General features: G+C 71.3%; 18 protein-coding genes. 14 read left to right on the top strand and 4 right to left on the bottom strand.

From position 1 onward, the window contains the following. Positions 1-146 precede the first annotated feature (146 nt). The 6 genes from ACFWRV_RS13050 (at position 147) to ACFWRV_RS13025 (ending at position 6,932) form a co-directional block, all read left to right on the top strand. A complete protein-coding gene (locus ACFWRV_RS13050; protein WP_384332726.1) occupies positions 147-1,817 on the top strand; it encodes a sugar ABC transporter ATP-binding protein in 1,671 nt (556 codons plus the stop codon). Beyond that, positions 1,814-2,788, top strand: a complete 975-nt coding sequence (locus ACFWRV_RS13045; RefSeq protein ID WP_384332723.1) for an ABC transporter permease — start codon at positions 1,814-1,816, stop codon at positions 2,786-2,788. Before ACFWRV_RS13050 ends, ACFWRV_RS13045 begins: the two co-directional genes overlap by 4 nt. After that, the gene (locus ACFWRV_RS13040; RefSeq protein WP_384332720.1) at positions 2,785-3,834 is read left to right on the top strand and encodes an ABC transporter permease; all 1,050 of its coding nucleotides are present in this window, start codon (positions 2,785-2,787) and stop codon (positions 3,832-3,834) included. Before ACFWRV_RS13045 ends, ACFWRV_RS13040 begins: the two co-directional genes overlap by 4 nt. A 43-nt stretch (positions 3,835-3,877) precedes the next feature. After that, a complete protein-coding gene (locus ACFWRV_RS13035; protein WP_384332717.1) occupies positions 3,878-4,909 on the top strand; it encodes a LacI family DNA-binding transcriptional regulator in 1,032 nt (343 codons plus the stop codon). Between the two features lie 81 nt (positions 4,910-4,990). Continuing rightward, entirely contained in the window at positions 4,991-6,055 is a 1,065-nt protein-coding gene (locus tag ACFWRV_RS13030; RefSeq protein WP_384332714.1) for an aldose epimerase family protein, read from the top strand. 73 nt (positions 6,056-6,128) lie between these two features. Then, complete coding sequence (locus ACFWRV_RS13025; protein ID WP_384332711.1) at positions 6,129-6,932, top strand: hypothetical protein; 804 nt, start codon at positions 6,129-6,131, stop codon at positions 6,930-6,932. Between the two features lie 69 nt (positions 6,933-7,001). Here ACFWRV_RS13025 and ACFWRV_RS13020 read toward each other — a convergent pair whose 3' ends face one another. Beyond that, entirely contained in the window at positions 7,002-10,031 is a 3,030-nt protein-coding gene (locus ACFWRV_RS13020; protein ID WP_384332708.1) for a carbohydrate binding domain-containing protein, read from the bottom strand. A 197-nt stretch (positions 10,032-10,228) separates the two neighbouring features. On the opposite strand from ACFWRV_RS13020, the gene ACFWRV_RS13015 reads away from it, so the two are divergent. Beyond that, positions 10,229-10,645: an acyl-CoA thioesterase gene (locus ACFWRV_RS13015; protein ID WP_384332705.1), complete on the top strand. Its 417-nt coding sequence runs from the start codon at positions 10,229-10,231 to the stop codon at positions 10,643-10,645. 67 nt (positions 10,646-10,712) lie between these two features. Here the strand turns inward: ACFWRV_RS13015 and ACFWRV_RS13010 are convergent, their stop codons facing one another. Further along, positions 10,713-11,246: an EF-hand domain-containing protein gene (locus ACFWRV_RS13010; RefSeq protein WP_384332702.1), complete on the bottom strand. Its 534-nt coding sequence runs from the start codon at positions 11,244-11,246 to the stop codon at positions 10,713-10,715. Positions 11,247-11,537: 291 nt separating this feature from the next. On the opposite strand from ACFWRV_RS13010, the gene ACFWRV_RS13005 reads away from it, so the two are divergent. After that, a complete protein-coding gene (locus ACFWRV_RS13005; protein ID WP_384332736.1) occupies positions 11,538-12,311 on the top strand; it encodes an AraC family transcriptional regulator in 774 nt (257 codons plus the stop codon). 17 nt (positions 12,312-12,328) lie between these two features. Here the strand turns inward: ACFWRV_RS13005 and ACFWRV_RS13000 are convergent, their stop codons facing one another. Beyond that, entirely contained in the window at positions 12,329-13,270 is a 942-nt protein-coding gene (locus ACFWRV_RS13000; RefSeq protein WP_384332699.1) for an AraC family transcriptional regulator, read from the bottom strand. An 81-nt stretch (positions 13,271-13,351) separates the two neighbouring features. On the opposite strand from ACFWRV_RS13000, the gene ACFWRV_RS12995 reads away from it, so the two are divergent. The 5 genes from ACFWRV_RS12995 to ACFWRV_RS12975 all read left to right on the top strand — a co-directional run bounded on the left by ACFWRV_RS12995 (position 13,352) and on the right by ACFWRV_RS12975 (position 18,377). Continuing rightward, positions 13,352-14,185: an NmrA family transcriptional regulator gene (locus ACFWRV_RS12995; RefSeq protein ID WP_384332696.1), complete on the top strand. Its 834-nt coding sequence runs from the start codon at positions 13,352-13,354 to the stop codon at positions 14,183-14,185. Between the two features lie 235 nt (positions 14,186-14,420). After that, complete coding sequence (locus tag ACFWRV_RS12990) at positions 14,421-15,452, top strand: iron-siderophore ABC transporter substrate-binding protein (protein ID WP_384332693.1); 1,032 nt, start codon at positions 14,421-14,423, stop codon at positions 15,450-15,452. Continuing rightward, complete coding sequence (locus ACFWRV_RS12985) at positions 15,449-16,492, top strand: FecCD family ABC transporter permease (RefSeq protein WP_384332690.1); 1,044 nt, start codon at positions 15,449-15,451, stop codon at positions 16,490-16,492. The genes ACFWRV_RS12990 and ACFWRV_RS12985 overlap by 4 nt, the downstream gene beginning before the upstream one ends. Next, positions 16,489-17,541, top strand: a complete 1,053-nt coding sequence (locus tag ACFWRV_RS12980; protein WP_384332687.1) for a FecCD family ABC transporter permease — start codon at positions 16,489-16,491, stop codon at positions 17,539-17,541. The genes ACFWRV_RS12985 and ACFWRV_RS12980 overlap by 4 nt, the downstream gene beginning before the upstream one ends. Then, complete coding sequence (locus ACFWRV_RS12975; RefSeq protein WP_384332684.1) at positions 17,538-18,377, top strand: ABC transporter ATP-binding protein; 840 nt, start codon at positions 17,538-17,540, stop codon at positions 18,375-18,377. The genes ACFWRV_RS12980 and ACFWRV_RS12975 overlap by 4 nt, the downstream gene beginning before the upstream one ends. A 21-nt stretch (positions 18,378-18,398) precedes the next feature. Here the strand turns inward: ACFWRV_RS12975 and ACFWRV_RS12970 are convergent, their stop codons facing one another. Further along, positions 18,399-19,625, bottom strand: a complete 1,227-nt coding sequence (locus tag ACFWRV_RS12970; RefSeq protein ID WP_384332681.1) for a Dyp-type peroxidase — start codon at positions 19,623-19,625, stop codon at positions 18,399-18,401. 271 nt (positions 19,626-19,896) lie between these two features. On the opposite strand from ACFWRV_RS12970, the gene ACFWRV_RS12965 reads away from it, so the two are divergent. Next, the gene (locus ACFWRV_RS12965) at positions 19,897-21,132 is read left to right on the top strand and encodes a cytochrome P450 (protein WP_384332678.1); all 1,236 of its coding nucleotides are present in this window, start codon (positions 19,897-19,899) and stop codon (positions 21,130-21,132) included. Positions 21,133-21,149: the final 17 nt, after the last annotated feature.

The following is a 21,149-nucleotide window of genomic DNA, read 5'->3' as shown; positions in this document are numbered from 1 at the left end:
GTCTCTCACCCCCCGCCGGGGCGCCCACCACGCCCCCCCCCCGCCCGACCCCCCCGCCCCGCCCCCGCGCGGCCCCCGCCCGGCCCGGCCCCGGCCCCCCCCCCGCGGCCCGGCACCGTTCCCGTACCACCGGAAGGCCAGGATCCATGGCACCGACCCACGCGACACCCCCGCACCCGGAGACCGCCCGGGCCGGGGCCGCTGTCGCCGACCCCGTACTCGAAGCCCGCTCCGTGAGCAAGCGGTTCCCGGGCGTCGTCGCCCTGGATGACGTCTCCTTCGCGCTGCGCGCGGGCGAGGTCCACGCGCTCGTCGGCGAGAACGGGGCCGGCAAGTCCACCCTCATCAAGGTGCTCACCGGCGTCTACCAGAGCGACGAGGGCGAGGTACGCGTGAGCGGCGAACCCGTCCGCTTCGCCCGCCCCTTCGAGGCGCAGCAGGCCGGGATCTCCACCATCTACCAGGAGGTGAACCTCGTCCCGCTGATGAGCGTGGCGCGCAACATCTTCCTGGGCCGGGAGCCGAAGAACCGCTTCGGACTCATCGACTTCCCCCGCATGAACCGCGAGACCACCGAACTCCTCGACGGCTTCGGCGTCCGCGTCGACCCCAAGCGGCCCCTGCACACCCTCGGCATCGGCACCCAGCAGATGGTCGCCCTCGCCCGCGCCGTCTCCGTACAGGCGCAGGTCGTCATCATGGACGAGCCCACCTCGTCGCTGGAGCCGCGCGAGGTCGAGACCCTGTTCCGGGTCATCGAGAACCTGCGCGGCCAGGGCATCGCGGTCCTCTACGTCAGCCACCGCATGGACGAGCTCTACCGCATCTGCGACCGGGTCACGGTCCTGCGCGACGGCCGCCACATCCACACCGGCGAACTCGCCCCGCTGGAACGCATGCAGCTGGTGTCGATGATGCTCGGCCGCGACATGGCCGAGGTCCGCCGCGACGGCCTCACCGGCTTCGCCGCCGAAGGACACGACGCCGCCCGCACCCCTGTCCTCACCGCGACCGGCCTCAACCGACGCCACCAACTGCACCACATATCCGTGGAGTTGTACGCCGGTGAGGTGCTGGGACTCGGCGGCCTTCTGGGCTCCGGGCGCAGCGAGACCGCGAAGGCGCTCACCGGCGCGCTGCCTCTGGACGGCGGGGAGATCACCGTCGACGGCAAGCGCCTCGGCCGTCCCACCCCGGCCGCCGCCATCCGCGCGGGCATCAGCATGCTCCCCGAGGACCGCAAGGCCGAGGGCATCGTCCCCGGCCTCTCCGTCCGCGAGAACATCGTGCTGGCCGCCATGCCCCGGCTCTCCAAGGCCGGCATCGTCTCCCGAGCCAAACAGGACCGCATCGTCGACCTCTTCATGAAGCGGCTGCGGATCAAGGCCTCCAGCCCCGAGCAGAAGGTCGGCGAACTCTCCGGCGGCAACCAGCAGAAGGTGCTGCTCGCCCGCTGGCTCTGCCTGGAGCCCAAGGTGCTGCTGCTCGACGAGCCCACCCGAGGCATCGACGTCGGGGCCAAGGCCGAGGTGCAGTCCCTCATCGACGAACTCGCCCGCGAAGGGCTCGCCGTGCTGCTGATCTCCTCCGACATCGAGGAACTGATCGAGGGCGCCGACCGCATCGTCGTCCTGCGCGGCGGCGCGGTCGCCGGTGAACTCGCCGGCGACGAGGTGGACGAGAGCCGCCTCCTCGAAGTGCTCGCCGACCACAGCCCCGACGCCCTGCCCGCCGACCGCACGCCCGACGCCGCGCCCGGTGACCGCACGCCCGAACCCGGCGGGAAGGTCCCGGCCGGCCAGGAGGACCCCCGATGACCACCCAGGCCACCCTGCCACGCCCCGCGAAGCCGCTGGCACGGCTGCGCGATCCCGCCTGGTACCAGGAGTACGGGGTGTACGCGGCCGTCGCCGTCGTGCTGCTGTTCAACGCCCTGTTCACCGAACACTTCATGACGGCCGACAACCTGCGCACCCAGCTGGTCCAGGTCGCGCCCATCGTGATCGTCGCGCTCGGCATGGCCCTGGTCATCGGCACCGAGGGCATCGACCTCTCCGTCGGCTCCACCATGGCGCTCGCCGCCGCCCTGCTGCCGCTCTACCTCGGTTACGGACTGGTCCCCGCGCTGCTGATCGCGCTGCTCGCCGGGGCGGTGGTCGGTGCGATCAACGGCACGCTCGTGTCCCTCGTCGGGCTGCAACCCATCGTCGCCACGCTCGCCCTGTTCGTCGGCGGCCGGGGGCTCGCCCTCGTCATGGCGGACGGTCAGCTCAAGCAGATCGTCAACGGGGACATCCTGGCGCTCGGCACCGGCTCCTTCCTCGGCATCCCGACGGTCGTCCTCATCGCGGGAGTGCTCGCGCTCGCCGTCGCGTTCCTGGTGCAGCGCACCACCTTCGGCCGGCAGATCGTCGCCATCGGCGGCAACCGCTCGGCCTCCGCGCTGTCCGGACTGCCCGTCAAGCGCGTCCTGATCGGCGTCTACATCCTCTGCGGAGTGATGGCCGCGCTCGCCGGAATCCTCGCCACCGCCCGGCTCACCGCCAGCGACCCGTCCTCGCTCGGCACGCTCATGGAGCTGTCCGCCATCACGGCGGTCGTCGTCGGCGGCACCCCGCTGAACGGCGGCTCCATCCGGGTGCTCGGCACCGTCGCCGGAGCCCTGCTGATGCAGCTCCTGCGCGCCACCCTCGTCAAGCACGACCTGCCCGACTCCACCGCACAGATCGCCCAGGCGGCCATCATCATCGCCGCCGTCTACGTCGCCCGGGAGCGTAGGTCCCGATGAACAAGACCACACCGGCCACCGTGCCCCCTGCCGAGGCCCCGGCGCCCCTCAAGAGCGCCCCCTCGCGCACCGAACCCCGACCCGAGCGCGCCACCGGCTCCCGCGTCGGCGAACTCGTCCAGCGCCAGGGCGTCCTCGCGGTCCTGCTGACCGTGATCCTCATCGCCTCGTTCGTCTACCCGACGTTCGCCAGCGTCGACAACGCCCGGGGCGTCACCGTCCAGGCGTCGTTCCTCGCGATCGTCGCCCTCGGCATGACCCTGGTCATCATCACCGGCGGCATCGACCTCTCCGTCGGCTCCGTCTTCGCCCTCGGCGGTGTCCTCGCCGCCTGGGCCTCGCAATGGGGCTTCTTCGCCGCCCTGCTCGTACCCCTGGTGGTCTGCGGCGCGATCGGCCTGGTCAACGGCCTGCTCATCGCCCGCGCGAACATGGCCCCCTTCATCGTCACGCTCGCGAGCCTCCTCGCGGCGCGCGGCATCCTCCTCGCCTTCACCGACGAGGGGGCCACCACCTACCTGGTGCCCAAGGACTCCGCCTTCGCCGAGCTGGGCCAGGGCAGCGTCTGGGGCTTCGGCTACCCGATCCTCATCGCGCTGGCCCTCTTCGGGGCGGGCGGGCTGCTGCTCCAGCGGACCTCGTTCGGCCAGACGCTGTTCGCGGTCGGCGGCAGCAGCGACGCGGCCACCCTGATGGGCCTGCCCGTCGCCCGGACGAAGATCCTCGTCTACACCCTCAGCGGGCTGCTCGCCGGACTCGCCGGCGCGCTCAACGCCGCCCGCCTCTCCTCCGGCGTCACCATCGTCGGCGTCGGCATGGAACTGGACGCGATCTCCGCCGTCGTCATCGGCGGCACGCTCCTCATCGGCGGAGCGGGCTCGATCAGCGGCACCCTCTGGGGCGTCCTGCTGCTCGCCGTGATCCAGAACCTGATCAACCAGATCGGCTCGCTCAACTCCTCGTACCAGTCGGTGGTCAGCGGCGGCTTCCTTATCGTTGTCGTGGTGGCGCAGCGTTACCTCGCGCGCAGCCGGAGAACCACCTGAACCGCACAGGCCGGGCCGAGTCGAACCAAGTACAAGGAGTGCCGTGGGCGTCAGCCTCAAGGACGTAGCTCAACGGGCGGGCGTGTCCATCAAGACCGTGTCGAACGTGGTCAACAACTATCAGCACGTCACCCCGAAGATGCGGGCCAAGGTCCAGCAGGCGATCGACGAGCTCGGCTACCGGCCGAACCTCACCGCCCGCCATCTGCGCAAGGGCCGCACCGGCATCATCGCGCTGGCCGTCCCCGAGTTCGGCAACCCGTACTTCGCGGAGCTGGCCGGCGAGGTCGTCGACGCGGCGGCCCGGCACGACTACACCGTCCTGGTCGACCACACGGCGGGCCAGCGGGAGAAGGAGCTGCTGGTCTGCCAGGGGTTCCGCTCCCACGTCATCGACGGCCTCATCCTCAGCCCCATCCACCTGGAGACCGAGGACCTGATGGCCCGCGCCGAGACCGCGCCGCTGGTGCTGCTCGGCGAGCGGGAGTACGAGGCCCCGTACGACCACATCGCCATCGACAACGTGGCCGCCGCCCGCGAGGCCGTCGCGCACCTCATCGCGCTGGGCCACCGCAGGATCGCCTTCCTCGGCTCCCGCACCGGCCAGGAACGCCAGCCCGCCCACCTGAGGCTGCGCGGCTGGCGCGAGGAGCTGGCCGCCTCCGGCATCGCACCCGACGAGTCGCTCGTCGTCGTCACCGACGGTTACGGGAGGGAGGACGGGGCCGCCGCCATGGCCTCCCTTCTCGACCGTGGCGAGCGGCCCGACGCCGTCTTCGCGTACAACGACATGATCGCGATCGGGGCCATGCGCACCATCACCGAACGCGGCCTCTCCATCCCGGACGACATCGCCGTCGTCGGCTTCGACGACATCGAGGAGAGCCGGTACGGGGCCACCACCCTCACCACCATCGCCCCGGACAAGGCGGCCATCGCCCGGCTCGCCGTCGACAGCCTCGTCGAGCGCCTCGCCGGCACCCCGCTCGCCGAACCCCGGCGGCCCCGCCCCGGCTACCGCCTCGTCGTCCGCGAGTCCACCACGCCCCGCGAGGCTTCCGGGCCGCCGAGCTGACGCACCCTCGCGAGGTCCTTCCGCACCACCGAAGGACCTGCCGTCGCGAGGCCCTTCCCCGCACCCCCCAAGGAACTCCTCATGCCCACCGTGCACCGCAAACCGTTCGGCCGCGCCCACGGGCAGAGCGAGACCGACCTCTGGACCCTGGACTCCGGCACCGGCGTCCGGGCCGAGATCCTCACGTACGGCGGTGTCCTGCACAGCCTCACCGTGCCGGACACCGCGGGCGACCCCGGCCCGGTCGTCCGCTCGCTGCCCGCGCTCGACGACTACACCGACAAGAACCCGTACTTCGGGGCGATCGTCGGCCGGTACGCCAACCGCATCGCCCACGGCCGCTTCACCCTCGACGGGACCACGCACCACATCCCCGCCAACGACCGGGGCCACGCCCTGCACGGCGGCCCCGACGGCTTCCACACCAAGGTCTGGGAGGCCGCCGGGCACCGCAGCGACACCGCCGCCGTCCTCCGGCTCTCCCTGCACAGCCCCGACGGCGACATGGGCTTCCCCGGAGCGCTCGACGTGAGCGCCACCTACACCCTGGACGCCACCGGGACCCTCGCCGTCGACTACACGGCGGCCACCGACCGGCCCACCGTCGTCAACCTCACCAACCACGCCTACCTCAATCTCGGCGACGACGACATCCTCGGCCACACGCTCCAGGTCGACGCCGACGCCTACCTCCCCGTCGACCCCGGCTCCATCCCCGAGGGCCCGCCCGCCCCGGTCACCGGCACCCCCTTCGACCTCACCGCCCCGCACCGCATCGGCGAACGCCTCGGCCACTCCGACGCCCAACTGGAGCGGGCCGGCGGCTACGACCACTGCTGGGTCCTGCGCTCCGCCGCCCCCGGAGCCCTGCGCCGTGCCGCCCGCCTCACCGCCCCCGGCGACCGGCGCACCCTGGAGCTGTGGACCACCGAACCGGGCCTCCAGGTCTACACCGCCAACCAGCTCGACGGCGCGTTCACCGACGGCACCGGCCGCCGCCACCAACGCCACGGCTCGCTGTGCCTGGAGACCCAGCACCTGCCGGACTCACCCAACCGCCCCGGCCACCCGAGCACGGTGCTGCGCCCCGGCGAAACCCTGCGCAGCCGCACCGAATGGCGCTTCCCGCACCTGCGGGCGGAGTAGGGGATATCCGGGAGACAGGCCGGGTCACCCCCGACGTAGGGTTCGCCCGTACGCAGGTGAACAGGGAGATTTCATGGGTGGGGACCTGATGACGCGTAAGAACGGACGAAGACTGGGGCCGGCGGTGGCTCTGCTGACGGCGATCGGACTGATCTCGGCATGCGGGGAGGCCACCGAGCCCGCCGACGCCGCCAAAAAGCCCGGGACCGCCACGAGCACGGCGGCCGGAAAACCGGCGCAACGCACCGAACCGCTCACCGGCACTCAGCTGAAGGGCGCGCTGCTCACCGCGGAGCAGGCGGTCGGTTTCGAGATCACGGGGAGCAGTGCGCGGGACGGCGCCGAGCCGCCTCCCTCGTACGACGCCAAGCAGGCTGTCTCGCCCAAGGCCTGTCGGCAGGTGTGGGAAGCAACCACGGGCGACGGTGCGGAAGCCGCGGCAGCCTCGTCGACCATGTACCGGGGCAAGAGCGCCGTGGCGCCCAGGAGCACCAACCTGCTGAGCTACCCGGAAGAGGCCGCCCGGACCCGTATGGCGCGACTGCGCGAGGCTCTTGGGACGTGCGACCGGTTCAGGGTCAGCAACGCGTTCGGAAAGGGCACCGTCACGAGCGAGGTGCTCGACGCCCCGGAGCTGGGGGACGACGCCCTGCGGTACCGCACCCTGTCCCGGTGGGACGACGGGGGATTCGCCTGGAAACTGGTGACCGCGATGCGGGTCGGAGGCGTCATCGCGACGATGGACGTCCAGGACATCACCGGACCTCTGCCACCCGAGAAGCTCGCCACGTTCAAGCCGGAGCCCGGCCCCGACGAAGAGGTCATCGCCACACTCATCGAGAACGTCACCGGCATCCTGAGCGCCCGAGGGCGGTGACGCCCCGCCGCACCGCGAGAATTGCCTGCCGCGCGCGGTGCGGCGGATCGTGACGGGTAGGCCGTCCCGCTACTTCAGGTACGGGCCGGCCGCGCCGATCTTCCCCGGTGCGGCGTTCCTGCCGCCGAGGTCCAGGACGTACACGCGCAGGTTCCCCTTCCCGGGGGCCGGGACCGTGAGGGTGCCGCCGGTCACCACCTCGGTGTCGCCCGTGACGGCGTCCTGGTACGTGCCGTTCGGGATGCCGGTGTACGTGGCGCTCCCGGAGACCGTCACCAGGGCGAAGCTGTCCGTGCCGCTCGCCGCGTCGGTGTAGCGCCGCTTGTACGCCATGGAGCCGCTGATGCCCTCCGTGGAGTACTGGCCCATCTGGAGCGCGGGGACCGCTCGCCGGATCTCGTTGAGCCGCTGGAGGTGGCGGGCCAGCGGTGCGGACAGGGTGTCCGCGACCTTTCCGGTGGCCGAGGAGACCTTCCCGAAGTCCGAGGCCGTCACCTCACCGGCCAGCTGGTCGCCGAAGTAGGCGCGCCCGGTCGTCGCCAGCGGACACGTCGGACCGCAGTCGATCTTCTTCCCCTTCTGGAACTCGATCTCGGAGCCGTAGTAGAGCGTCGGGATGCCCCGGAAGGTCCACATCAGCGACATGTTCTCGGCCCAGGCGTCCGTGCCGCCGGTGTAGCGCTCGCTGCTCTTGTTGGGCCCGTAGTCATGGCTGTCGACGTAGACGACGTTGTACGTGGCGTCGTTGGTCGCGTCGTCGGAGTCCTTGCCGTTGTGGAACGCGTTGTTCGCGTCGCCGAAGTTCATGTGCATCCGCATGTCGATGACGTTCATCCCGGAGAACCGGCTGCGGTCGGGCGCGTGGTAGGCGTTGCCCCTCAGGAACGCGTTGTCCGAGACGGGCTGGGACGCGGTGCCCTGCTGCTGCTCGTAGTCGTACATCTCCAGCGCCGCCTTCTGGTCGTCGGCGTTGTACTCCTTGCGCTCCTTCCACGTGAAGAACTGCGCCGAGTGGTTGACCGAGCCGCGGTTCCACTTGTCGTTGACGAAGGCCGCGACCTCGCCGAAGACGAAGAAGTTCTTCGCCGCCTCCGCGCCGAACCGCTGTGTGACGCGCTCCTGGATGGCGGGCAGGAAACGGCGGTTCCAGGTGGTGCGGGGAATGTGCACCGCCGTGTCGAGCCGGAAGCCGTCCACGCCCATGTCGATGTACTTGTCGTACGCGCCGATCAGATAGTTCCGGACCTGGGCGTTCTCGGTGTTGAAGTCGGCGAGGTCGTCGTGCAGCCAGCAGGAGCGGGAGTCCTCGCCCTCCCAGTTGCCGATCCAGCAGTTGTGGTAGAGCGCCTTCGGGAACATCCCCGAAGTCGGACTCGGCCACTGGCAGTTGTAGAGGCGATAGCCCTCCGGCGAGGTCTGCCCGGTGGGCGTGCCCCAGCCCACGCAGGTGTTGCCCGCCGGCTCGGCCGTGGACCACAGGTCCCCGTTGTAGTAGGACTTCCCGGACTTGGGCTCGACGGTGAGGCCGTCGTACGCGAAGCCGTCGTTCCGCTCGTCGTAGTACCAGCTCCACTGGGCGTCTCGGACGCCGTACGTCTTCGGGGTGAACAGACCCTTGGCGCCCCAGCGCGAGGAGTGGTTGTGGACGACGTCCTGGTAGATCTTCATGCCCTTGGCGTGCGCCGCGTCGATGAGGTCCTGGTAGGAGGCTCCGGCGGACTCCAGCCTCGGGTCGACCCGGTAGAAGTCGTAGCCGTGGTAGCCGTGGTAGTCGTAGTCCGAGCTGTTGAGTACGACCGGGGTGATCCAGACCGCGGAGAAGCCGAGCCCCTTGATGTAGTCGAGCTTCTGCACCAGCCCCTTGAAGTCCCCCCGGAACATGGGATCGTCGCCCGCCGCGTTGCCGGACTTCACGTGCTGGCTGCCGCCCCGGTTGTTCGTGGGGTCGCCGTCGTTGAAGCGGGCGGTGAGCACGAAGTAGATCGGGTCCTTGCGGGGGTCGGTGCCCAGCGGTCTGCCCGCCGCCGGGGCGGTGGGCTTCTCGCCGGTGGTGGCGGAGGCCGGAGCGGACCCGGCCGAGACGTTCCCGGCGGCGTCGACGGCCCGGACGGTGTAGCGGTAGGCGGTCTTCGCATCGAGTCCCGTGTCGGAGAGGACGGTCGACGTGGTGTCGGTGACCACCGTGCCCTTCGACCCGCCCGTCCTGAATATCTGATATCCCGTCACGCCCCGGTCGTCCGTCGCGGGTTCCCACGTGACCACGACCGCCACCCCGTCGGCGGCGGCCTTCACCGCGGTGGGCGCGGACGGCGCCTCGCTGTCCGGCTCCTCGGCGGCGCACGGGTCCTTCGCCGAGGCGGTCACCTTGCGGTCCTTCACCGTGGTGAGCCCGGCCGCCAGGGTGTAGTCGTCGCCGTTGTTGTTGTCCCAGACCCCGTTGCCGTTGTTGAACGTCGCCTGGAGGCCGGTGGCGGTGCCGAGATCGACCGTGCGCTTCACCCAGCCGGTACAGGCGCCTTCCATGCCGATGCCGGGGACCGCCGTCCAGGCTCCGCCGTGCGCGCGGTAATGGAGATTGACGGTGGGCCAGCCGACGGTGGAGGTCGCGTAGTAGACGGAGGCGGTGTTCGGCCCGCCAGGCTCCTCCGGCTCCTTTGGCCCCGCGTCCGCGCACGGGTCGCTGTGCGCCACTGCTCCGTCCTGGACCGTGATGTTCCCGGTGCCCAGGTCGTAGTTCTCGCCCGCGTTGTTGTCCCAGGTGCCCGAGCCGTCGGTGAAGGTCGCCTTGAGGCCGGCCGCACTGCCGAGCGGGACCGTCAGCTTGACCCAGTCGGCGCAGGCGGCCCGCATCCGCGTGCCGGGGACGGTGGTCCAGGAGCCGCCGTCGGGGGCGTAATGCAGGTAGTACGCGGACCAGTCGCGGGTCTTCGTGGAGTAGAAGATCGTCGCCGTGGTCCCGGCGGCGGCCGAGGAGGCGACGGGTTCGGTCGCCGGGGCGGGAGGCGCCCCCGGTACGGCGGTGAGGAGTCCCAGCAGCCCGGCCGCTGCCACGGCCGCCGCGAGCAAGCGTCGTGGCGGCCGGTGAGGAGTGCGTCTCATGCGTGTCTCCAGGGGAGGGGAGAACCCTGACGCGCCTCGGGGTTCGGTGGGTGAACACGACCCGGCGGCAAGCCCTGCCGGAATGTTGCTGCAACCTCTTGCGGGGAGGAAGTTACCGGTGCATGACAGGTGCGTAAAGGGACCGGGCAGGCCCGGTCCACCGGAATGGACGGCCGGGCCCAGGCGTTCGCACGGTCATGACCTTCTCCGTTGATGTGACCGTGCGCGGCTACGAGCTCGACACCCAGGGCCACCTGAACCAGGCCGTCTACCTCCAGTACGCGGAGCACGCCCGCTGGGAGTTGCTGCGGGCCGCCGGACTGCCCCAGGAGAAGCTGCTGGCCGACGGAATCGGCCCGGTGCAGCTGGAGGTGACGGTCAAGTACCTCCGGGAGCTGCGGGGCGGCGAGCGCGTACGGGTCACCTGCCGGTTCGACTACGGCACGGGCAAGACGTTCACCGTGGAGCAGCGCATCACCAAGGAGGACGGCACGGTGGCCGCGGAGATCGCCGGAGTGGCCGGCGTCCTCGATCTCGCCGAACGGCGGCTCGTCCCGGACCCGCAGGGCCGCCTGGCCGCGCTGGCGGGCAACCCGGACCTGCTGACCGGCTGACCGCGGGCGGCCCTCCGCCGGCCACGTCCCGACGTGGCCGGCGGTTGCCGCGGGGTGCGTCCGGCGGTCAGACGGCGGTGCCAACGACCAGGTGGTCCCCGGGGATGCCGGCCTTGCCCGGGGCGTAGTAGTCCTTGATCCCGGCGACCCACGTCTCCACCCGGATCCGGTCCCCGTCGGTCGGCTCGAAGGCGTCGAAGAGCGCGTCGATGTTCGCCGGCTCGAACCCGATCGCCCGCATCAGCGCCATGAACACCGGGCGCTCGATCAGCCCGTCGCCGTCCGGGTCGCCCAGTGCGGCCAGCGCCTCGGCGAACACGGCGACGGTGGCGTCGAACCGCTCCGGCGACAGCACGCACGCGGTGAACTCCTCGAAGCTGATCTCGCCGTTCCCATCGGCGTCCAGCTCGGTGAGCAGAGTCGTCCAGTACCGCCTGTACGCCGCGCGCATCGCGTCCTTCGCCGCCTGATCCGACTCGTGCGCCTCGCGGACGACGCGGTCGGCCATGAGATCGAAGTCGTCCTGCTCCAGGACGCCGTTGGCATTCGCGTCGAACAGGGAGAAGACGAGCGCGACCCGCCTGGTGGCCTCAGTTCCCATGAATCCGTCACCTTTCTCCGCACATCACGTTCCGCCGGCCGTGGCCCGGTGCCCCGTCGGCCCACCCACTGTCCGGCCGGGCGGCGGCGTGCGCGGCGAAGGCGGTGATCCCTTCACCTGAAGGACGTACCCGCCTCCGCGTAAACGTCGAGTCGAGGCAGAGGAAGGGGCTCACCGCCGCCGCGCGCCCCCGGCCCTCTAGGCTGGGCGGATGCGCCACCCGTCCGCCGCGAGCGGTTCCCGTGCGACCGAGGTCCGGTCCCCGTGACCGAGGGGACCCTGGCGACCCCCGTGACGAGGGAGACCCGGACGCTGCCCGCGCTCGCGCCCGGTTCGGTGGAGACGCCGTTCGTCATCAGGGACTACGGCGAGGTCGTCGCCCACGACACGCTCTGGGACGCACACTCCCACCCCTTCCACGAACTGCTCTGGAACGAGCGCGGCGCCTCCACGGCGGTGGTCGGCGAACGCGTCTGGACGATCACCCCCGCGCTCGGCCTCTGGATGCCCGCCGGCACGCTGCACACCGGCTCGGCGACCGCCGGAACCTGGCTCCGCGCCAGCTTCTTCGGCTTCCGCACCACCGCGTCGATCTCCGACACCCCGGTCGCCGTCGAGATCACCCCGCTGCTGCGTCTGCTGCTGGAACGGCTCGGCGAACCCGGCCTCGCCGCCGCCTCGCGGGCCGCGACCGAGACGCTGGTGCTCGACGTGCTCACCCCGTCGCCCCGCGAACTGCTCGTGCGGATCCCGACCTCCGACCTGCTGCGCCCGATCGCCGACGCGGTGCGCGAGGACCCCGCCGACCGGCGGACACTGACGGAGTGGGCGTCCGCCCTCGGCGTCAGCGCCCGTACGGTCACCCGGGCGTTCACCGCCGAGACCGACACGAGCTTCGTGCGCTGGGTGGCGGCGGTCCGCGCCCAGCACGCGATCGGCCTGCTGGCCCGCGGGTGGGACGTGGAGAGCGTGGCCGAACAGGTCGGCTACCGCTCGGCGAGCGCGTTCGGCGTCGCCTTCCGGCGTACGACGGGACTCACCCCGGGAACATTCCGGCCGGGGTGAGCCGCCCCGCAGGCCGCTCACCGGGCGGGCGCGGTGCTCCGATGCTCCTGCGGGCTGATCCCGTACACCCTTTTGAAAGCCGCGCTGAGGGCGAATCCGCTGCCGTAGCCGACCTGTCGGGCGACCGTGTTCAGCGTGGCGTCGGACTGGTGCAGCAGGTCGGCGGCCAGGGCCAGGCGCCACTCGGTCAGGTAGGCCATCGGCGGCGTGCCGACGGCGGTGCGGAAGCACTCGGCCAGTGTCGCCCGTGACACGCCGACCTCGGCGGCGACTCTCACCAACGTCCAGTCGCCTGCCGGGTTCTCGTGGAACAGGCGCAGCGCCTCGCCGGCAACCGGATGGTCGTGGGCCCGGTACCAGGCCGGGGCCTCGGTTCCGGGCCGGTCGAACCACACCCGCAGCACCGAGATGAGCAGCAGGTCGAGGAGGCGGTCGAGCATGACGCCCTGGGCCGGCCCCTGTCGGGTGACCTCGCGGGCCAGGACCGGGAGGAGCGTCGAGTCCCACGTGTCGTCCGACACGACCAGCAGCGGCGGCAGCACGTCGAGCAGGCGCTGACCGACGGCGCCGACCTCCTCGTACACGCCGAGCATCATCTGCACCGATCCGTCGGGGTTGCTGCCCCAGGTGCGTACCCCGAGGGACATCCGCTCCCGCAGGTCCACGCCCTCGGGCGTGACGCACCGCTGGCCGGGGTGGACGATGACCTGGGGCGCGGTCGTCGTCCCGTCGCTCATCAGGTAGGGGTCCGTCCCACGGATGATGGCGACGTCCCCCGGGCGCAGCCGCACCGGATCGCCGTGGTCGGGCACGACGTGCGCCTCGCCGCCGAGCATGACGGCGACGCACAGCGGTGATCCGTCCTGCACCCGGATCGACCAGGGGGGATCCAGCAGGATGCGGAGGAGGAAGGCGCCACTGGCCCGCGGGCCCTTGAGTAGCCCTGCGAGTGCGTCCATCCGTGCAGACTAGACGATTGGACATGCATTCCGGCAGCTGAACCATGGAACGTCCAGACCTATGCCGTTCAGACTGCGGGTATGACGACAGACGAGCACACGACGTTGGTCCTCGGTGGTACCGGCCGGGTCGGCCGCCGGGTGACGAAGAGGCTGGTCGAGCGGGGCGTGGACGTCCGGGTCGCCTCCCGCCGCGGCACGCCCCCGTTCGACTGGGAGTCCCCCTCGACCTGGGCCGACGCCTTCACCGGCGTCCGGTCGGCCTACTTGATGTACTACCCCGAGATCGAGTGGCCCGGCGCCGGCGACGCCATCGGCGCCGTGGCCGAACTGGCGGTCGACGCAGGCGTGCGGCGCCTGGTCCTGCTGTCTGCCCGCAATCAGGCCGAGGCCGTCAGGTGCGAGGAGGCCGTGACGAGTCTCCCGGTCGAGTGGACCATCGTCGCCCCGGCCTCGTTCCACCAGAACTTCGACGAGGGCGTGTTCCTGCAGCCGCTGCGCCACGGAGTGCTGGCCCTGCCCGCCGGTGACAACGCCGACCCGTTCGTCGACGCCGACGACATCGCCGACGTCGCGGTGGCAGCCCTCACCGAGGGCGGCCACGCGGGCGAGCGCTACGAGTTGACGGGCCCGCGCCTTTGGACCTTCGCCGAAGGCGTCGAGGAGATCGCCCGAGCGACGGGCCGCTCTCTGCGCTACCAGCCGATCACCCGCGACCAGTTCGCCGACGCCGTCGTCGACGACGGTGCCCCACGCGATGTCGCCGAGCCGCTGGCCACGCTCATCTCCGAGTTCTTCGACGGACGCAACAGCTCGCTGGCCGACGGCGTCGGGCGTGCCCTCAAGCGCGAGCCCCGCGACTTCGCGGACTGGGTGGAGGAGATCGCCCCCACCGGCGTGTGGGACGCCGCCTAGCAGAACTCCCCGCTCCCGTCCCACAAACCGGGAGCGGGGGTTCCGCATGTCTGTATCGCTACAGAGCATGTCCTAAACAGTTGATTGCGACAGTCGGGTCGCTTCTCATAAAGTGCCAAGGCAAGCCTTACCTAAGCCAGTGACGCGCGCGTCGCGCAGCGCTCCACGACGGGCACTCCACCCCGGACGTGCGGGCAGCGCCACCCCCGACATCCGGAAAGCCGGGTACACACCCATGTCTTCACACCGCCTCCGCCTGCTCGTCGTGGCGGCCGCCCTCGTCGGCGTCTCCGCCTGCGGCGGGACCTCCGACTCCGGGAGCAAGGACGAGAGCCGCTCCGACGGCGCGTTCCCCCTGACCGTCGAGCACGCCCTCGGCAAGACCACCATCCCGGCCAAGCCGAAGCGCGTCGCGACCGTCAACTGGGCCAACCACGAAGTGCCGCTCGCGCTCGGCGTCGTGCCGGTCGGCATGGCCGCGGCGAACTTCGGCGACGACAACGACGACGGCGTGCTGCCCTGGGTCGAGGAGAAGCTCGACGACCTGAAGGCGAAGACGCCGGTGCTCTTCGACGAGACCGACGGCATCGACTTCGAGGCGGTCGCCGACACGAAGCCGGACGTCATCCTGGCCGCGTACTCGGGTCTGACCAAGAAGGACTACGAGACCCTCAGCGAGATCGCCCCCGTCGTCGCCTACCCGGACGCCGCCTGGGCGACGCCGTGGCGCGAGATCATCCGGACGAACAGCAAGGCGATCGGGCTGGCCGACGAGGGCGAGAAGCTGATCACGAACCTTGAGGGCGACATAGCGAAGACCGCCGCCAAGTACCCGCAGCTCAAGGGCAAGTCGGCGATGTTCATGACGCACGTCGACCCCAACGACGTCAGCCAGGTCGGCTTCTACACCGCCCACGACACCCGCACCCAGTTCTTCCAGGACCTGGGCATGAAGATCCCCGGGTCCATCGCGAAGGCCTCCGAGGGCACGAAGAAGTTCGCCCTCACCAAGAGCGCCGAGCAGATCGACGCGTTCGACGACGTCGACATCATCACCGGCTACGGCGACGACACCGGTGAGCTGCTGAAGACCATCACCAAGGACCCGCTGCTCTCGAAGATCCCCGCCGTCGAGCGCGGCTCCACCTACCTGCTGCCCGGCACCAGCCCGCTGGCCACCGCCGCCAACCCGACGCCGCTGTCGATCAGCTACGTGCTGGACGACTACGCCGCCGCCCTCGCCGAGGCCGCGGACAAGGTCAAGTGACCACGCTCGACACCCGCACCCCGCCGGACGCCGTCACCACCAGGCGTCCGGCGGGCGTGCGCCTGCTGTGGGTCCTCCTCTCCGTGCTCGCCCTGGCCGCCGTCATGCTGGCCTCCGTCGCCTTCGGCTCCCGCGACGTCCCCTGGTCCGACGTCGTCGCGGCGCTCGGCGGCTCCGACGACACCCTGGGACAGGCGGCCGCGACCAAGCGCATGCCCCGCACGGTCCTCGCCGTCGTCATCGGCGCGGCACTCGGCCTCGCGGGCGGCGTCATGCAGGGCGTGACCCGTAACCCGCTGGCCGACCCGGGCATCCTCGGCGTCAACATGGGGGCCTCCCTCGCCGTCGTCACGGCGGTCGCCTTCTTCGGACTCACCTCGCCGACCGGCTACATCTGGGTCGCCGTCGCGGGCGCCGCCCTCTCCGCGCTGTTCGTGTACACCGTCGGAACGCTCGGCAGGGGAGGGGCCACCCCGCTCAAGCTGGCGCTCGCCGGGGCCGCCACATCGGCCGCCTTCGCCTCGCTCGTCAGCGCGGTCATCCTGCCGCGCAACGACATCGCCGGAAGCTTCAAGCTCTGGCAGATCGGCGGCGTCGGCGGCGCGTCCTTCGAACGCATCGGCCAGGTCGCGCCGTTCCTCGCGGTCGGCTTCGCCGTCTGTCTGCTCTCCGCCCGCGCCCTGAACTCCCTCGCCCTGGGCGACGATTTGGCGGCCGGTCTCGGCGAACGGGTCGCCGTGGCGCGGGCCGTGGCCGCACTCGGAGCCGTCCTGCTGTGCGGAGCGGCCACCGCCGTCGCCGGGCCGATCGGCTTCGTCGGCCTCGTCGTCCCGCACACCTGCCGGCTGCTCGTCGGCGTCGACCACCGCTGGCTCCTGCCGCTCTCGGCGGTGCTCGGCGGGGTCCTGCTCACCGCCGCCGACGTCGTCGGCCGGATCGTGGCACGCCCCTCCGAGATCGACGTCGGCATCGTCACGGCCCTGATCGGGGCCCCGTTCTTCATCTACATCGTCCGCCGACAGAAGGTACGTGCCCTGTGAGCGCCCCTGTCCTCACCCGGCCCTCCTCCGTCGAGGCCGCCACCCGCCGCCGCGTCCGGGGCGCCTCGCGCCGCCGCCGCGTCGTCCTGGTGCTGGTGGTCCTCGTGCTCGCCGCGTTCGCCGTGACCCTCATGGCGGGCCGCACCTACTACCCGCCCGGCGACGTGTTCCGGGTGATCCTCGGCGAGCAGGTGCCGGGCGCGTCGTTCACGGTGGGCCGGCTGCGGCTGCCCCGGGCCGTTCTCGCCCTGGTCGCCGGATTCAGCTTCGGGCTCGCCGGCGTCACCTTCCAGACGATGCTCCGCAACCCGCTCGCCAGCCCCGACATCATCGGCATCAGCTCCGGGGCGAGCGCCGCCGCGGCCATCGCGATCGTGACCCTGTCCCTGGGCGAGGTGCAGGTATCCGTCCTCGCCATCGCCGCCGGACTCGGGGTCGCCCTGCTGGTGTACTCGCTGGCGTTCAAGGGCGGCGTCGCCGGCACCCGGCTCATCCTCATCGGCATCGGGATCTCCGCGATGCTCGACAGCGTCACCTCCTACGTCCTGTCCCAGGCCGCCGAATGGGACCTCCAGGAGGCGATGCGCTGGCTGACCGGCAGCCTCAACGGAGCCGGCTGGGACCAGGTCGTCCCCGCTCTCGTCGCGGCGGCCGTCCTCACTCCGCTGCTGCTGGGCCAGGCCCGCAACCTCTCCGCGCTCCAACTCGGCGACGACACCGCCTCCGCCCTCGGCGTACGCGTCGAACGCACCCGGATCACCGTGATCGTCGCCGCCGTCGGGCTCATCGCCTTCGCCACGGCGGCGGCCGGCCCCATCGCGTTCGTGGCGTTCCTCTCCGGGCCCATCGCCGCCCGGATCGTCGGAGCGGGCGGCTCGCTTCTCGTACCCGCCGGACTCGTCGGCTCGCTGCTCGTCCTCGTCGCCGACTTCACCGGCCAGTTCGCCTTCGGCGAGCGCTACCCGGTCGGCGTCGTCACCGGCGTCCTCGGAGCCCCCTACCTCGTCCACCTGATCATCCGCACCAACCGGGCGGGAGGCTCGCTATGACCACGCACCACCGACTGACCGCCGAAGGACTCACCCTCGGCTACGGCGAACGCACCGTCGTCGACTCCCTCGACCTGGCCGTACCGCCCGGCCGGATCACCGTGATCGTCGGCGCGAACGCCTGCGGCAAGTCGACGCTGCTGCGCTCCATGTCCCGGCTGCTCGCCCCGCGCGCGGGCCGCGTCGTCCTGGACGGCAAGGAGGTGCACCGGCTGCCCGCCAAGGAGCTGGCCCGCACCCTCGGCCTGCTGCCGCAGTCGCCGGTCGCACCCGAGGGCATCACCGTCTCCGATCTCGTCGGCCGAGGCCGCCACCCGCACCAGGGCATCTTCTCCCGCTGGAACGAGAAGGACGACGCCGCCGTGGCCGCCGCCCTGGAGGCCACGCACACCGAACCGCTCGCCGACCGCGCCGTGGACGAACTCTCCGGAGGCCAGCGCCAGCGCGTGTGGATCGCCATGGCGCTCGCCCAGCAGACCGATCTGCTGCTGCTCGACGAGCCGACCACCTTCCTCGACGCCAGCCACCAGATCGAGGTCCTCGACCTCCTCACCGACCTGAATCGCTCGCGCGGCACCACCATCGTCATGGTCCTGCACGACCTCAACCTCGCCGCCCGGTACGCCGACCACCTGATCGCCCTGGCCGACGGCGGGCTCCACGCGTCCGGCGCCCCGGCCGAGGTGCTGACGGAGGAGACCGTACGGGCGGTGTTCGACCTCGACAGCCGGATCATCGAGGACCCCGTCTCGGGGCGGCCCCTGATGCTCCCGATCGGCCGCCACCACGTGCGGGACGCGTCCGGGGCCGTCCCGGCTGCCGGGGCCGCTCGATGACGTACGGCCGGCCCCGCGGGCTCAGGAGCCCAGCAGCTTGGAGCCGTACCAGTCCTTCTTGTCCTTGACTCCGGGCAGGGCCAGGAAGTAGCCGCCGCCCGTCGTCGTGGTGAAGTCCGCCAGCCGCTCGCCCTCCAGCCGCTTCTGAACCGTCTCGAACTGCCGGGCCACGTCCTGCTGGTAGCAGCAGAACGCCAGCCCCAGGTCGAGCGTCCCGTCCGGGGCGAGGCCCTGGTCGACGTTGTAGCTCCGGCGCAGCAGGACGGAATCGGCCGACTGCGGCGTACGGGGGTTCGCCCGGCGGATGTGGGAGTCCAGCGGAGTCACCAGACCCTTGGGATCCTTCGCGTAGTCGGGGACATCACTCTCCTTCTTCCCGCCCAGGGGCGCGCCGCTCGACTTCTGCCGGCCGAACATCTTCTCCTGCTGCGCCGCCGGTACCCGGTCCCAGGCCTCGGCCCGCAGCCGGATGGCGCGGATCACCTGGTAGGTGCCGCCCCGGGCCCAGGCCGGACCGGCGCTCTTGGCCCCGAGCCACACCAGCCGGTCCATCTCACGGGCCGACGCGGTGTCCGGATGGGCCGTGCCGTCCTTGAAGCCCAGGAAGGTGCGTGGCGCACCGGCCGGACGCGGTGGGTTGATGAAGCCGTCGACCCGCCAGCGCGCCCGCATGGCGCCCGCCGCCTCGCGGGCCAGATCGCGCACGACGTGCAGCACGGCGTCGGGATTGTCCGCGCACACCTGCACCGACAGGTCGCCGTGGCAGGTCCGCATCTCCAGCCGGTCTCCGGGGAACGACGGCATGCGGGTGAGGCCGGGGGGCCGGGCGGCGGCGAGGCCGAACCGTTCGTCGAAGAGGGAGGCGCCCACCCCCAGGGTGATGGTCAGCCGGTCCCGGGGCCGCTCGGTGCCTCCCTCCTGCGGCGTCTTCGGCTTGAGGCCCGCCGTGAGGGTCCTTGCGCGCTCCGTCAGCTTCCGGAACAGCGCGGTCAGTTCCGCCCGGTCGCCGCACGTCACATCGAAGGCCGCGAAGCCGCCGAACCGCTGCTGCGGCGTGAGGATTCCGGCCTGGTGGACGCCGTGGAACGGCACCTGTCCATCGCTCGCCGGGCTGGGCGCGGCCACCGGCCGGGCGAGGGCGAAGGCATCCGGCCCTGACGCCGCTACGGTCCCCGCCAGCGTGGCGGCTCCCAGGGCGAACGTGCTGCGACGGGTCCGCAGACCCCCGTGGTGATTACTTTCTGTCATCAGCGTGCCTCGTCCGCGTTTCCTCGTCGGCCTGATGGTGTCCCCTGCACTGCTACCAGCACAGGCCGCTCTTCAGCGGAATTTCATCCGTGCGGGGCGGATGACTCGGCCCGACGGCCCTCCCGACTGGCCCGGTCCCCGTCTGATCGGCTGACTGCGGAGGGTGAGTGACATGTTTCACGGCTCCACGGGGGACACAGCGGAGGTCTGTTCCCGGACCCGGAGCCGGCACGCCCAGAAATTTCCGAACCGGATCATTGGGAGAGCCTCGGTGGACAACACCTCGGTGCAGAACGCCTCGGTGCACGACAAGGAAACCGTACGGAGCTGCCCCTTCGACTTCGCACAGCAACTGGAGTTCGACCCCCAGCTCAAGGAACTGCTGACCGAGGAGCCCGTCTCCCGCATCCGGATGGCGTACGGAGAGGGCGAGGCATGGCTCGTCACCCGGTACGAGGACGTCCGGACGGTCACCACCGACCGGCGCTTCAGCCGCAGCGCCGTACTCGGGCGGGACTTTCCCCGGATGACCCCGGAGCCGATCGTCCAGGCCGAGTCCATCAACCTCATGGACCCGCCGGCCAGCAGCCGGCTGCGCAGCCTGGTGGCCAAGAGCTTCACCCCGCGCCGCGTCGACCAGATGCGGGAGGGGACCCAGCGCATCGTCGACCAGCTGCTGGACGACATGGAGGACGAAGGTGCCCCGGCCGATTTCGTGGCCCGTCTCTCCTCACCGCTGCCGCTGATCACCATCTGCGAGGCGCTCGACATCCCCGAGGCCGACCGCCCCTGGCTCCGCGCCCACGCCCTGACGATGATGAACGTCGGGGCCGCCGGCAAGGAGGACGCCGTACGGGCCAAGGCCGAACTGCGCGGCTACTTCACCGAGCTGACCGCGGAGCGCCGCCGCTCCCCGGGCGAGGACCTCATCAGCACCCTGGCCACCGCCCGGGACGGCGCCGAACTGCTCGACGACAACGAACTGGCCGTCATGGCCATGGTCCTGCTCATCACCGGCCAGGACACCACGACCTACCAGCTCGGCAACATGGCCCACACCCTGCTCACCCGGCCCGGGCTGCTCAAGACGCTGCAGGCCGAACCGGAGAGGCTGCCCCGCACGATCGAGGAGCTGCTGCGGTACATCCCCTTCCGCAAGGGCGTCGGCATCCCCCGCATCGTCACCGAGGACCTGGAACTCGGCGGGGTCGCCATGAAGGCGGGCGACGTGGTCCATGTGTCGTACCTGACGGCCAACCGGGACGCCGCCAAGTTCGACCGCCCCGACGAGCTGGACCCCGACCGGCCGTCCATCCCGCACATGACGTTCGGCTGGGGCGCACACCACTGCCTGGGTGCGCCGCTCGCCACCATGGAGCTGGAGGTCGCCTTCTCCACACTGCTGGCCCGTTTCCCGGCCCTGCGTCTCGACGCGGAGCCCGAGGACATCCGGTGGAACACGACGTCCATCTGGCGTTACCCGCTCGCCCTGCCCGTCACGTGGTGACGAGAGCCTCCGCTCCC

The organism is Streptomyces sp. NPDC058576 (assembly GCF_042718715.1).
Taxonomy (GTDB): Bacteria; Actinomycetota; Actinomycetes; order Streptomycetales; family Streptomycetaceae; genus Streptomyces.
The sequence above is the reverse complement of the archived record's forward strand: the minus strand, read 5'-3'. Positions and strand labels throughout refer to the sequence as shown.